A 12,877-nucleotide genomic window follows, 5' to 3' on the forward strand; every position below is an offset into this window, starting at 1 on the left:
AAAAAGCTTGAGATAGGTATTATCTTAAGTAAATACAAGAACGAGGTGACTATGGTAACAATTAAAGATGTTGCCCAAAAGGCAGGAGTAAACCCTTCGACTGTCAGTCGGGTACTAAAAGACAACCGCTCCATTTCTCAAAAAACTAAGGAGAAAGTGAGAAAGGCTATGGCAGATTTGGGCTATGTACCGAACGTTGCAGCGCAAATGCTTGCCAGTGGTTTGACCCATAATATTGGTCTTGTTTTTCCTCCTATTATGACAAGTGATCGGTTGAGTGAGCCCTTCTTCATGGAAATTCTTTCAACCATCACGAGTGAAGCCAAGAACCATCACTTTACGGTCTCAATTGCTACCGGCATGTCTTTGGATGACTTGTTAGAGCAAGTCAAATTGATGCACCTTCAAAAGCGAGTGGATGGCTTTATTATTCTTTATTCAGTTCAAGAAGATCCTGTCAGAAAATATTTGATGAGTAACAAGATTCCCTTTGTTATTGTAGGGGCTCCAGAAGGTGATGCCAATAAAATCACCTATATTGATAATGACAACCAATTGATGGCTAAAACAGCAGTAGATCACCTTTATCAAAAAGGACATCGTCAGATCTTATTTATTACAGATGACTTGGTATCAGAGGTGGCTTCAGAACGTTACATCGGCTACTTAAAAGGCTGTCTCAAGCTTTCTTTAGAAACCCAGCCTATGCTTTTATTTGATCGTAAGGATCCTGTTAGTGTGGAATCATTGATGGAAAATATTCGTGCTTTTAAAGCAACCGCCTTGGTGGTTATCGGGGACGTGTTATCAGTACGAATGGTGCAGTTATTGTCTTTTTACAACATCAAGGTACCAGATGATATGTCAATTATTACCTTCAATAATTCGAGTTATGCCAAGTTGATTCATCCTTACTTGACAACTTTTGACATTAATGTTGCCAATCTTGGCAAAACCTCATTTAAACAGTTGCTAGATATTATCAATTCCAAGGAGCAAAGCCTTAGTCAAAAAATCTTTGTGCCTTTCACCTTGAAAAAACGGGAGAGTGTTCGTGACATCAATCCTTCATCAACTAACTAATCACTAGTAGCATGTCTTCAGAATGCTACTTTTTTTGAAAAGTGGTTGACTTACGCAAACGGTTGCGCTATAATTTCATCATAACTAGATTTCACGAGGAGAAAAAAGAATGAATAAACGTGCAAGCGGTATCTTAATGCATATCAGTTCCCTTCCTGGAGCATATGGAATCGGAACTTTTGGGAAGGCAGCTTTTGACTTTGTTGATTTTCTAAAAGAAACCAAACAAACTTATTGGCAGATTCTCCCTTTAACAACAACAAGTTTTGGAGATTCTCCTTACCAATCTTTCTCTGCCATTGCAGGAAATACGCACTTTATCGACCTTGAGTTGCTTGTGGCAGATGGTTATTTGCAAGAAGATGATTTAATAGGTGTTGATTTTGGAGCCAATCCTGAAGCGGTAGATTATGCTCAGCTTTTTCAAGTAAAACGCCCATTATTGGAAAAAGCAGTCAAAGCCTTTTTAGCGACTGAAGCAGGCGTTAAACAATTGATAGCTTTTGAGGCAGAAGCGAGCTGGTTAAATGACTTTGCTGAATTCATGTCTTTGAAAGAACATTTCCAAAATAAAGCCTTACAAGAATGGGATGATAGGGCCGTTGTTAAACGGGAAAAAGCAGCGCTAACCCATTACCGCCAATTACTTGTTGACACGATTAATTATCACAAGGTTTGCCAATATTTCTTTTATCAGCAATGGTTGGCTCTAAAAGCTTATGCCAATGCTAATGGAATTGAGATTATTGGTGACATGCCAATCTATGTTTCTGCCGATAGTGTAGAAGTCTGGACAAAGCCTGACCTGTTTAAAGTGGATGCTGATAAAAATCCTTTATTCATTGCAGGCGTTCCTGCAGACGGTTTTAGCGAAGACGGACAACTTTGGGGAAATCCGATTTATCATTGGCCTGCCCATGAAGCGTCTAACTTTGCTTGGTGGATTTACCGTATTCAAGAAAGCTTCAAGTTGTATGACAAATTGAGGATTGACCACTTTAAAGGTTTCTCAGATTTCTGGGAAATTCCTGGCGGGGATACCACAGCTCGAAATGGTCATTGGGAATCAGCTCCAGGACTAGCCTTATTTGCTGCGGTACGTGAAGCTTTAGGAGAACTTCCTATCATTGCAGAAAACCTTGGCTACATTGATGAAAAAGCAGAGCAGTTATTAGCATCCACAGACTTTCCTGGTATGAAGATTTTAGAATTTGGTCTTTTTGATACCACGAGTCAAAGTAGCGACTTGCCACATCACTATGGACATAATTGTGTGGTTTACACGGGCACCCATGACAATGAAGTGGTCAATGGTTGGTATGCAAACCTTAGCAAGGAGCAAGTGGCTTTTGTTAATGATTACCTCCACAAAGGATCAGACGAGAGCATCACCCAAGCTATGTTGCGCACGATTTTTGCAACAGTGAGCAACACGGCTATCTTGTGTATGCAAGATTTGCTTGATAAGGGAGCTGACAGTCGTATGAACATGCCAAATACTGTTGGTGGCAACTGGCAATGGCGAATGCTTGAAGGTGATATCACTGAAGAGCATAAAGCCTACCTAACCCATTTGACTGAATTGTACGGTCGTGCAAATCGTTAAAGAGAACAAAAGAAAAGAGGAAGACATGAAACGCTTTACAGATTATGCTGAAACTAACTTAGGAAAACCCCTTGCCCAAGCCAGTAATGCAGAGATTTATCTATCATTATTAAACTTTGTCAAAGAGGAAGCTAGCCACAAAGCTAAAAATACTGCTAAACGCAAAGTTTACTATATCTCAGCGGAATTTTTGATTGGTAAATTATTATCAAACAACCTCATCAACCTAGGAACTTACAAAGATATTAAAGAAGAATTGGCTGCGGCTGGTAAATCTATCGCAGAAGTCGAAGACGTTGAATTAGAACCCTCCCTTGGTAATGGTGGTTTGGGACGTCTTGCTTCATGTTTCATTGACTCTATTTCATCTCTTGGCATCAATGGTGAAGGGGTTGGCTTGAACTATCATTGTGGGTTATTTAAGCAAGTTTTCAAACACAATGAGCAAGAAGCAGAGCCAAACTTCTGGATTGAAGACAATTCGTGGTTGGTTCCAACAGACATTTCTTACGATGTGCCATTTAAGAACTTTACCTTGAAATCTCGTCTTGACCGTATTGATGTTTTGGGTTACAACCGTGACACTAAAAACTACCTTAATTTATTTGACATCGAGGGTGTTGATTATGGGTTAATCACAGGTGGTATTTCATTTGATAAAACTGAAATTGCTAAAAATTTGACCTTGTTCCTTTACCCAGATGATTCTGATAAGAACGGTGAGTTGCTTCGTATTTACCAACAGTACTTTATGGTCTCCAATGCAGCTCAATTATTAATTGACGAAGCTATCGAACGTGGTTCAAATCTTCATGATCTTGCAGACTATGCTTATGTGCAAATCAACGATACACACCCATCAATGGTTATTCCTGAATTGGTTCGTCTTTTGACTGAAAAACATGGTTTTGACTTTGATGAAGCTGTAGCTGTTGTGAAAAATATGGTTGGTTACACAAACCATACCATTCTTGCGGAGGCTCTTGAAAAATGGCCAATAGCTTATCTTAATGAAGTAGTTCCCCACTTGGTAACCATCATTGAAAGACTAGATGCTCTTGTTCGAGCAGAGGTATCTGATCCAGCTGTTCAAATTATTGACGAATCAGGTCGCGTGCACATGGCACACATGGATATTCACTTTGCGACAAGCGTAAATGGCGTAGCTGCTCTTCACACAGAAATCTTGAAAACCAGTGAATTAAAAGCTTTCTATGACCTTTACCCAGAAAAATTCAACAATAAAACCAACGGGATTACTTTTCGTCGTTGGCTAGAATTTGCCAACCAAGACTTGGCTGATTACATCAAAGAACTTATCGGCGATGACTACTTGACTGATGCGACTAAATTAGAAAAATTGATGGCCTTTGCAGATGACAAAGCTGTCCATGCTAAATTGGCTGAAATCAAATACAACAACAAATTAGCTCTTAAACGTTATCTTAAAGATAATAAAGGCATCGAACTTGATGAAAACTCTATTATTGATACCCAAATCAAACGTTTCCACGAGTACAAACGCCAACAAATGAATGCCCTCTATGTGATTCACAAATATTTGGAAATTAAAAAAGGCAACCTTCCAAAACGTAAGATCACTGTTATCTTTGGTGGAAAAGCAGCGCCTGCCTATATCATTGCCCAAGACATCATTCACTTGATCCTTTGTCTGTCAGAATTGATCAACAATGACCCCGAGGTAAGTCCATACCTTAATGTCCATCTTGTCGAAAACTACAATGTGACAGTAGCAGAGCACTTGATTCCTGCAACCGATATTTCTGAGCAAATTTCACTAGCATCCAAAGAAGCTTCTGGAACTGGTAATATGAAATTTATGCTTAATGGTGCCTTGACCTTAGGAACTATGGATGGGGCCAACGTGGAAATTGCAGAGCTTGCAGGCATGGATAATATCTATACCTTTGGTAAAGATTCTGATACAATCATCAATCTTTATGCGACAGCTTCTTACGTGGCCAAAGACTACTATGATAGTCACCCAGCCATTAAGTCAGCAGTTAACTTTATTATCAGTCCAGAATTACTTGGACTTGGAAATGAAGAACGTCTTGATCGTCTCTATAAAGAATTGATTTCAAAAGACTGGTTCATGACCTTGATTGACCTTGAAGAGTACATTGAGGTGAAAGAAAGAATGTTAGCAGATTATGAAGACCAAGACTTGTGGATGACAAAAGTGGTTCATAACATTGCCAAAGCTGGCTTCTTCTCGTCTGACCGTACCATTGAACAATACAATGAAGACATTTGGCATTCAAATTAAACACTGACCCAAAAGCGGATTTTCCGCTTCAGAACGTAGACAAACTCTATTTTTAGAAGGTGTCAATGGAAATGATTTAATGATCATGATGTCTACTAACTCTTGAAATGCCTATTTTATCGCGTTTCAGGAGTTTTTCTTTTTTAGAAGAGCAAAAAAGATTGAAGAAAAATTGTCCTAAATGGACTCTTTCTTCAATCTGAAGCGGATTTTCCGCTTTTTTTGGTGATTTTAGGTTGATGCATTTTGAGAAGAAGTGGTTAAGGAGAACTCCTTGATTTGTTCTTCAAATTGTCAGGTTGATTTCCTATTTCTTTTAGTGATAAACCATCCCTAAAAACCAAAGCAAGCTGTATTGATAACCATTTATCCTATTAAGCTATTGCTAATCAATGGTAGAAAGCCGTATCATCATAAAGTACTCCTGATAATGTTTCCAAACACGATTAGGAGGTAATAATGAAAAAATAGGTGTTATTTTAGGAAGTATCAAGGACAAGTCCTTTTCAAAATATTTAGCTAAGGCAATGTTGCCATTTTTTCCTGAAGATATACAGGTATCTCTCAGTTGCATTGAGGGTCTCTCTTTATTTGACCCAGATATTGATAAAGAAGGACGCAGATCAGTTTCTTGTGACCACTTTAGACGAGCATTCACGACCAAGACTTATCATTCCAGAATATAACCAAACGCTTCCTGCTGCCCTAAAAAATGCTATTGAGGTTGGGCCAAGACCTTATCAACAAGTAGCCTTTAGTGGTAAAACTGCCATGATTATTTCACAATCCAATGACAGGTTAGATGGCTTTGGGACCAAGCATTAGTTAAGACAAAGTTTGATTTTTTTAATGTCCCTGTTACACTGCAAGCTGAAATATTTTTAGTGCATATTCATACCCTTGTTAATGATCAAAGCGATTTTATTGATGCATCGGCTGCGCAATCCTTGGCAGAAGCCACACAAGCTTTTTTAGACTTTGCTCAATGGTTGATGTAACTTCTCTCGTGGCACAAAAAAGCTAGCAACACTTGGTTGCTGGCTTTTTGTCAGTGATTCTTCTATTCTTAGAGGAGGAATTTCTCAATAATAATTGGGTAATCCTTGTATTTGGTTTCCAAGATGGTAACCACCTCATCATAGAGCTCTCTAATCTGAGCTCTGTTTTCAGGCATGTTAAAGCCAATGTAGTGGAATTGAGACTCAATGGTTGCAAATAAGTCATGAAAGAGTTGATTCATGATGTCAAGCTTATTGAGGAGTACCTGGTCATCTTTGATAAAGGCTGGTGGCTCTTGGTCCTCTCCTAAAGCAGCGTTCACAAGCGATAGCGGATAGGTTCCATATTCTAAACAAAGTTCGTAAGTCATCATAACCTCCTTGCCCTTATCTTAGCATTTTATAGGCAGAGCTTCTAATCATTTGTTTAAGAACTAACATGATAATGGCGATTTTTTAAAAAAACTTAATTAGTTAAGTTTTTTGTGAGAAAAGAGACAAGCAAATGGTTTGCTTAGATCTTATTTTGCTCGTTATAATGGAATGTAATTGAATGATAATGAAGGAGAATACATGTCAGATAAGATTCGAGTTTTACTCTACTACAAATATGTTCCCATTGAAAATGCCAAAGCCTACGCGGCTGAACATTTAGCCTTTTGTAAATCGATTGGTCTCAAGGGCCGTATCTTGATTGCAGACGAAGGGATTAACGGTACGGTTTCAGGTGACTATGAAACCACTCAAAAATACATGGACTGGGTACATAGCGATGAGCGTTTTGCAGACCTTTGGTTCAAAATTGATGAAGAAGATGAGCAAGCTTTCAAGAAAATGTTCGTCCGTTACAAAAAAGAAATTGTTCACCTTGGTTTGGAAGACAATGATTTTGACAACGACATTAACCCACTTGAAATAACAGGAGCCTACCTATCACCCAAGGAATTTAAGGAAGCCCTGCTTGACGAAGATACGGTGGTCTTAGATACCCGTAATGACTACGAATACGACCTTGGTCATTTCCGTGGAGCGATTCGTCCAGATATTCGTAACTTCCGTGAGTTGCCACAATGGGTACGAGACAACAAAGACAAGTTTATGGAAAAACGTGTTGTGGTTTACTGTACGGGTGGTGTTCGCTGTGAGAAATTCTCTGGCTGGATGGTCCGTGAAGGCTTTAAAGACGTTGGTCAGCTTCATGGGGGTATTGCCACTTATGGTAAGGATCCTGAAGTTCAAGGGGAACTCTGGGAGGGGGCAATGTACGTCTTTGATGAACGTATCTCAGTACCAATCAATCATGTGGATCCAACGGTTATTGGACGTGACCATTTTGATGGCACACCGTGTGAACGTTATGTTAATTGTGCCAATCCATTCTGTAACAAACAAATCTTCACTTCTGTAGAAAGCGAAGACAAATATGTGCGTGGGTGTTCGCCAGAATGTCGTGCCCATGATCGTAACCGTTATGTGGCAGAAAATGGCTTGAGCCGTCAAGAATGGGCAGCTCGTCTTGAAGCGATAGGTGAAACGTTACCAGAATTTGTAGGCGCCTAATATCTCAAAACAAATCAGGAAACTGGTTTGTTTTTGGTTATACAGATGATGAGACTGAATCGCAAAGACCTTTGCAACGAGATACCAGTGAACGTGGGTACCAAGCTCATTTTGTCATGCAGAGCCATCAACATCGAAGACGTCAATATCAACTTTATTTAGAATCCTGTCAAAAGGATTGTGAGTTTTGGTTGAACTAGTCTCAAGGTATGTGGTTCTTAGAAAGAAAAACATGAGGTAAGGATACTTTATTCCTGCAAAGGTTTTCAAAAAGTGTTATACTTAATTTAATACTAATTAGGGAGGAAATTATGATGAAACTTTATTATGCTCCTGGAACCTGTGCCTTGGCTTGCTGGATAGCTTTGGAATGGGCACAACTGGATTATGAGGTAGAGAAGGTAAAACTGGGTTCTGAAGAGTACCTTAAAATCAATCCTTTGGGAATGGTTCCAGCTTTACAGCTTGACGATGGGCAAATTGTTACACAGGCAGGTACTATCTTGGCCTTTATAGCAAAACAAGCTCCGAAAGCTCAGCTTATTCCCCAAGATAATCTTTTGGCAGAGTGTCGATTTAACGAAATCATGGACTTCTTAACAGGTGATTTCCATCCTGCTTTTTGGCCAATGTTTAGCCCTTATCGCTACACTATTTCTCAAGACAATCAAGCTCTTGAAGAAGTGAGACAAGCTTCTTATAAGCGGATTGATATTGCTATGACGCATTTAGATGGTCTTATTGGGGATAGTGGGCATGTTTATCAAGATCAAAAAACCATTGCAGATGCTTATGCTTATGTCATGGCGCTATGGTCTCAAAAAACACCAAAATCTTATGAGAATTATCCCCATCTGGCAACCTTTATGGCAAAAATGGAGGAAGATTCAGCTGTTCAAAAAGTGCTTAATGCAGCTCACTAAATAAAATCAGACAAGAGTAGGGAGAAATCTCTACTCTTTTTAAGTCGTGTGCTGATGTCCTTGTTTTCTTAACGACCCTGACATCATGAGCCAGTAGTTATTTTGTGAAGGACACACTTTTAATTATATTAGATTTGCTTTTTCTTGATAGATGCCTGTTACAGATAATCAAATTGTGATAAAATAAATAAAGTGATTTTATTAGGCCTGACTAGTGGCAGGCAAAGAAGGACAATGATGAAACATCTCAAAAACCCACCCTTGGTCATGTCAGGATTGGCACTAGGTACACTTTCTTTGGGTAACCTCTTGGCATCTTATTTTTCTTTATTTAGTTCTTTAGGTCTCCTTGCTTCCCTCTTTATTTATGGTATCTTAGTCGTTGGTATAGTTCGGAACCTAAATGACACCAAAATGCAGTTAAGACAGCCTTTGATTGCATCTGTTTTTCCAACGTTTTTTATGACAGGAATGTTATTAGCTGCTCTCTTTTTGAAAATGCTAGGAGGGCATTGGCTGGGCTTGGTGGCTTGGTGGTTATTCTTCTTGGGAAATCTTGTCCTGATTGCTTATTACCAGTATCGTTTTGTTTTTTCTTTTTCTTGGGACAATGTTTTTCCGTCATGGTCTGTCCTCTTTGTCGGAATTGCCATGGCAGCACTAACAGCACCTGCTAGCAAACAGTTCTGGTTAGGGCAAATTATTTTTTGGGCTTGTCTCATCTTAACAGCTATCATTTTACCCTTTATGGCAACAAAGGCTTATAGAATTGGCCTGCCTGAGGCAGCAATGCCTAATATCTCAACGTTCTGTGCCCCTCTGTCGTTATTATCAGCGTCTTATTTGGCAACCTTTCCTAAACCGCAAGAGACAATGGTTCTCTTTCTTCTCATCAGTTCACAGCTGTTATATGCTTTTGTGGTTTTACAGCTTCCTCGCTTACTTAATCGTCCTTTTAATCCAGGTTTTTCAGCCTTTACCTTTCCGTTTGTGATTAGTGCCACTTCCTTGAAAATGAATCTGTCTTTTTTAGGTTGGCAAGGATTAGGTTGGCAGATCCTTTTGCTAGGAGAGGTGTTGTTGGCGACAGCTTTAGTCACTTATGTTTATGGGGGTTCCCTGATATTTCTATTTCAAAATAAGAAGAGTAGCTAACACCTGAACTCACAGAGATAGTTACTCTTAACTAGTTATTGATGATGAATGAAAAAAAGAGACTAGCACAGTCATGTGTCAGTCTCTTTTTATCGTCAGAATAAGGTGTATTAGCGAGCTACACGACGGCGGGCTGCTTTTTTACGGTTTTCTTCAACGAAAGCCGCTTTTTCTTCTTCAGGGTCAATGATTGTTTTTTTAACAGCAAAGACAGCACCAGCAACGGTAGCAGTAGTTGCTAGGACACCGGTTGCAAGACCTTTAATAAATTGATATTTCTTAGCCATGATAATTCTCCATTTCTAGCGAAGGATCTCAGTTGTCCTCCAATCTTATGTTATAATATATGGTAACGAAAAATAGTATAATTTTCAAGCAAAAGGCGTTTTTTGATACGCTTTTCTAATAGAAAGATAAGAAAATGACAAAAATAAAAGTAGTTGTGATTGTTGGTCCGACAGCGGTTGGAAAAACAGCACTTGGGATTAGCTTAGCAAAGGCTTTTAATGGAGAGATTATTTCGGGAGATAGCCAACAAGTTTATCGACAGTTGGATCTTGGAACAGCCAAGGCAACTCGAGAAGAGCAGGAGGAAGCGGTTCATCACTTAATTGATATTCGTGAGGTGACTGAGTCTTATTCGGCTTATGATTTTGTTCAAGATGCTCAAAAAGCTATTTCAGACATTGTTAGCCGTGGGAAATTACCGATTATTGTAGGGGGGACGGGTCTTTACCTTCAAAGCTTACTTGAAGGCTATCATTTAGGAGGTCAAGTTGACCAAGAGGCGGTAAAAGCTTATCGACAGGAATTAGAGCAGTTATCTGATCAAGAGGTGTATGAACTCTTGACAATGAAAAGTATTACCATTGAGCAGCTTAACCGCAGGCGGGCCATTCGAGCCCTTGAGTTGAGTCAATTTGCTGATGAATTAGAGAATGCCGAAACGGCTTATGAGCCGCTTATTGTCGGTTTAAATGATGACCGTCAAGTTATCTATGACCGTATCAATCAGCGCGTGGATCGCATGCTTGAAGCAGGTTTGTTAGAAGAGGCAAAGTGGCTATATGACAACTACCCCAGTGCCCAAGCGAGCCGTGGCATAGGTTATAAGGAATTATTCCCCTATTTTGCAGGAGAAATGACCTTAACAGAAGCTAGCGAACAATTAAAGCAGAATACGAGACGTTTTGCCAAGCGACAGCTAACTTGGTTCCGCAATCGAATGGCTGTTACCTTCACTGCCATAACAGCTCCTGATTACCCGCAAGTAGTGTATGATAAGGTCAGAGATTTCCTTGCACAGACGGAGAAGTCATAACGCAAAATTAGCAGAATTTGGTGGAGATATGCTATAATAAAGTTTACGGAATTTGGAGGATTAGCAAGGGATATGATTGAGACAAAAAATCAGCAAGAAAGAGTGATTTTGGTAGGTGTTGAGCTTCAAACAACAGAACACTTTGACATGTCCATGACCGAGTTAGCTAATCTGGCCAAAACAGCTGGTGCAAAAGTTGTGGCAAACTTTAGCCAAAAGCGGGAACGTTACGACAGCAAAACCTTTATCGGATCAGGAAAACTGGATGAAATCAAAGCGATTGTGGAAGCCGATGAGATTGATACCGTTATTGTGAATAATCGTTTGACTGCCAGACAAAATGCCAATCTGGAAGCTGTTTTAGAGGTAAAAGTCATTGACCGTATGCAGTTGATTTTAGATATTTTTGCCATGCGTGCCAGAAGTCATGAAGGCAAATTACAGGTTCACCTTGCCCAATTGAAGTACATGTTGCCTCGATTGGTAGGGCAGGGAATCATGTTAAGCCGTCAAGCAGGTGGTATTGGTAGCCGCGGACCAGGTGAAAGCCAGTTGGAATTAAACCGCCGCTCGATTCGTCATCAGATTGCGGATATTGAACGTCAATTATCCCAAGTGGCGAAAAACCGCCAAACGATTAGAAATCGTCGTGTGGGTTCAGACACCTTTAACATTGGTTTGATTGGCTATACCAATGCTGGCAAGTCAACCATTATGAACTTGTTGACAGATGACAGTCACTATGAAGCCAATGAATTATTTGCTACTTTGGACGCAACCACAAAACAACTTTATTTAGAAAATCAATTTCAAGCAACGTTGACAGACACCGTAGGCTTTATTCAAGACCTGCCAACGGAATTAGTGGCTGCCTTTAAATCGACCTTGGAAGAAAGCAAGCATGTGAATCTGCTCTTACATGTTATTGATGCGAGTGATCCCAATCATAGTGAGCAGGAAAAGGTAGTTTTAGATCTCCTCAAAGAGTTGAACATGCTTGATATTCCACGCTTGGCTATTTATAACAAAATGGATATGGCAGATCAGTTAACAGCCACCGTCTTTCCAAATGTCAGGATTTCAGCACGTTCAAAGGATAGCAAGGTTCTCTTGAGACGCTTAATCATTGATCAGATTAGAGATTTATTTGTTCCTTTTTCTATCAAAGTGCATCAAGACAAGGCTTACAAACTGTATGATTTGAATCGGGTTGCTCTTTTAGACCACTACACTTTTGACCATGAAATAGAGGATATTTCAGGCTACATTTCCCCAAGACAGCAATGGAGACTTGACGATTTTTATGAATAATTATATTGATTTAGCTAAAACCTATGGTGGATTTACCAGTCTGGATACTAACTACCTAAACCATCTGTTAGCCGGTTTGACAGACCAGCAAAAACTAGCTTTTATCACGCCGCCACCGAGTGTTATTAATGCCTACTTTGCTGAAATCTACCAGAAACAGTCACCACAAGCTGCGACCGATTATTATTTTAATCTTTCTAAGGCTTTGGGGCTTTTTACTGATTGTCCCTCTTTTGACGAAGTCAAACCTTTTGTAAGGCTCAATTTGGCTGGAAAAGCTTATGGTTTTGCTTACCAGAGTGACCAAGAAGTAGCCCTTGTTTTTTCTGAAAAAGCAGAGCCTAAGGATCCAAGCCTCCTTTTTGAATTGACACAAATTTTCCCACAGTATATGGTTTATGAAGATAAGGGGCAGCTTAAAATGCAGGCACAGTCATTTGACCAAGAAATCCAAGAAGACATTACACCAAAAGAAGCACTCTTGACCAAGATTTATCGTCTGGCAAACGGTGTTATCATGCTTAAAGGGTTTAATGTAGAGGAGTTATTGGCTCTTAGCCAAACATTTTCTGGTCAAAAGTATTATGGTTTTGCCCAACGAGAATTTATGATTTACATTACCCAATAGAA

The 12,877-nt window shown here is 39.6% G+C and carries 13 protein-coding genes; 11 read left to right on the forward strand and 2 right to left on the reverse strand.

Annotation, left to right across the window (positions count from 1 at the left end; genetic code table 11):
* The first annotated feature begins 51 nt into the window (after positions 1-51).
* From EL097_RS07125 to EL097_RS10935, 4 genes are all read left to right on the forward strand, one after another.
* On the forward strand, positions 52-1,083 hold the full coding sequence (locus tag EL097_RS07125; RefSeq protein WP_003043952.1) for a LacI family DNA-binding transcriptional regulator: 1,032 nt from the start codon (positions 52-54) through the stop codon (positions 1,081-1,083).
* Between the two features lie 109 nt (positions 1,084-1,192).
* Entirely contained in the window at positions 1,193-2,689 is a 1,497-nt protein-coding gene (gene malQ, locus EL097_RS07130) for a 4-alpha-glucanotransferase (RefSeq protein ID WP_129545007.1), read from the forward strand.
* 25 nt (positions 2,690-2,714) lie between these two features.
* Positions 2,715-4,979: a glycogen/starch/alpha-glucan family phosphorylase gene (gene glgP / locus EL097_RS07135; RefSeq protein ID WP_003043949.1), complete on the forward strand. Its 2,265-nt coding sequence runs from the start codon at positions 2,715-2,717 to the stop codon at positions 4,977-4,979.
* A gap of 633 nt (positions 4,980-5,612) precedes the next feature.
* A complete protein-coding gene (locus EL097_RS10935) occupies positions 5,613-5,804 on the forward strand; it encodes an NAD(P)H-dependent oxidoreductase (protein ID WP_003043945.1) in 192 nt (63 codons plus the stop codon).
* Positions 5,805-6,045: 241 nt separating this feature from the next.
* On the opposite strand, the gene EL097_RS07145 is transcribed toward EL097_RS10935, so the two are convergent.
* Positions 6,046-6,348 carry a hypothetical protein gene (locus tag EL097_RS07145; RefSeq protein WP_003043941.1) on the reverse strand — a complete coding sequence of 101 codons (303 nt, stop codon included), beginning with the start codon at positions 6,346-6,348 and terminating at the stop codon, positions 6,046-6,048.
* A 202-nt stretch (positions 6,349-6,550) separates the two neighbouring features.
* Between EL097_RS07145 and trhO the strand changes: the two genes are divergently transcribed.
* The 4 genes from trhO to EL097_RS07165 all read left to right on the forward strand — a co-directional run bounded on the left by trhO (position 6,551) and on the right by EL097_RS07165 (position 9,615).
* The gene (gene trhO / locus EL097_RS07150; RefSeq protein WP_003043940.1) at positions 6,551-7,537 is read left to right on the forward strand and encodes an oxygen-dependent tRNA uridine(34) hydroxylase TrhO; all 987 of its coding nucleotides are present in this window, start codon (positions 6,551-6,553) and stop codon (positions 7,535-7,537) included.
* The gene (locus EL097_RS11065; protein WP_112420680.1) at positions 7,537-7,737 is read left to right on the forward strand and encodes a hypothetical protein; all 201 of its coding nucleotides are present in this window, start codon (positions 7,537-7,539) and stop codon (positions 7,735-7,737) included. Before trhO ends, EL097_RS11065 begins: the two co-directional genes overlap by 1 nt.
* A gap of 114 nt (positions 7,738-7,851) precedes the next feature.
* On the forward strand, positions 7,852-8,460 hold the full coding sequence (locus EL097_RS07160) for a glutathione S-transferase family protein (protein WP_003043938.1): 609 nt from the start codon (positions 7,852-7,854) through the stop codon (positions 8,458-8,460).
* Positions 8,461-8,697: 237 nt separating this feature from the next.
* Positions 8,698-9,615, forward strand: coding sequence for a TDT family transporter (locus EL097_RS07165; RefSeq protein WP_003043936.1), 918 nt, complete (start codon positions 8,698-8,700; stop codon positions 9,613-9,615).
* Between the two features lie 110 nt (positions 9,616-9,725).
* Here EL097_RS07165 and EL097_RS07170 read toward each other — a convergent pair whose 3' ends face one another.
* Positions 9,726-9,902, reverse strand: a complete 177-nt coding sequence (locus EL097_RS07170; RefSeq protein WP_003043934.1) for a DUF3042 family protein — start codon at positions 9,900-9,902, stop codon at positions 9,726-9,728.
* A 134-nt stretch (positions 9,903-10,036) separates the two neighbouring features.
* On the opposite strand from EL097_RS07170, the gene miaA reads away from it, so the two are divergent.
* The 3 genes from miaA to EL097_RS07185 all read left to right on the forward strand — a co-directional run bounded on the left by miaA (position 10,037) and on the right by EL097_RS07185 (position 12,875).
* Positions 10,037-10,936 carry a tRNA (adenosine(37)-N6)-dimethylallyltransferase MiaA gene (miaA, locus tag EL097_RS07175; RefSeq protein WP_003043932.1) on the forward strand — a complete coding sequence of 300 codons (900 nt, stop codon included), beginning with the start codon at positions 10,037-10,039 and terminating at the stop codon, positions 10,934-10,936.
* Between the two features lie 72 nt (positions 10,937-11,008).
* Positions 11,009-12,247 (forward strand): GTPase HflX, encoded by a 1,239-nt coding sequence (gene hflX / locus EL097_RS07180; RefSeq protein ID WP_003043930.1) that lies wholly within the window; start codon positions 11,009-11,011, stop codon positions 12,245-12,247.
* Entirely contained in the window at positions 12,240-12,875 is a 636-nt protein-coding gene (locus EL097_RS07185; RefSeq protein WP_003043928.1) for a hypothetical protein, read from the forward strand. Before hflX ends, EL097_RS07185 begins: the two co-directional genes overlap by 8 nt.
* Positions 12,876-12,877 lie beyond the last annotated feature (2 nt).

Source organism: Streptococcus canis, from assembly GCF_900636575.1.
Classification (GTDB): domain Bacteria; phylum Bacillota; class Bacilli; order Lactobacillales; family Streptococcaceae; genus Streptococcus; species Streptococcus canis.

What these genes read in the sequence shown, in the direction of transcription:
- EL097_RS07125 (WP_003043952.1), top strand. Translation starts at nt 52, where the DNA reads ATGGTAACAATTAAAGATGTTGCCCAAAAGGCAGGAGTAAACCCTTCG.
- malQ (WP_129545007.1), top strand. Translation starts at nt 1,193, where the DNA reads ATGAATAAACGTGCAAGCGGTATCTTAATGCATATCAGTTCCCTTCCT.
- glgP (WP_003043949.1), top strand. Translation starts at nt 2,715, where the DNA reads ATGAAACGCTTTACAGATTATGCTGAAACTAACTTAGGAAAACCCCTT.
- EL097_RS07145 (WP_003043941.1), bottom strand. Translation starts at nt 6,348, where the DNA reads ATGACTTACGAACTTTGTTTAGAATATGGAACCTATCCGCTATCGCTT.
- trhO (WP_003043940.1), top strand. Translation starts at nt 6,551, where the DNA reads ATGTCAGATAAGATTCGAGTTTTACTCTACTACAAATATGTTCCCATT.
- EL097_RS07160 (WP_003043938.1), top strand. Translation starts at nt 7,852, where the DNA reads ATGAAACTTTATTATGCTCCTGGAACCTGTGCCTTGGCTTGCTGGATA.
- EL097_RS07165 (WP_003043936.1), top strand. Translation starts at nt 8,698, where the DNA reads ATGAAACATCTCAAAAACCCACCCTTGGTCATGTCAGGATTGGCACTA.
- EL097_RS07170 (WP_003043934.1), bottom strand. Translation starts at nt 9,902, where the DNA reads ATGGCTAAGAAATATCAATTTATTAAAGGTCTTGCAACCGGTGTCCTA.
- miaA (WP_003043932.1), top strand. Translation starts at nt 10,037, where the DNA reads ATGACAAAAATAAAAGTAGTTGTGATTGTTGGTCCGACAGCGGTTGGA.
- hflX (WP_003043930.1), top strand. Translation starts at nt 11,009, where the DNA reads ATGATTGAGACAAAAAATCAGCAAGAAAGAGTGATTTTGGTAGGTGTT.
- EL097_RS07185 (WP_003043928.1), top strand. Translation starts at nt 12,240, where the DNA reads ATGAATAATTATATTGATTTAGCTAAAACCTATGGTGGATTTACCAGT.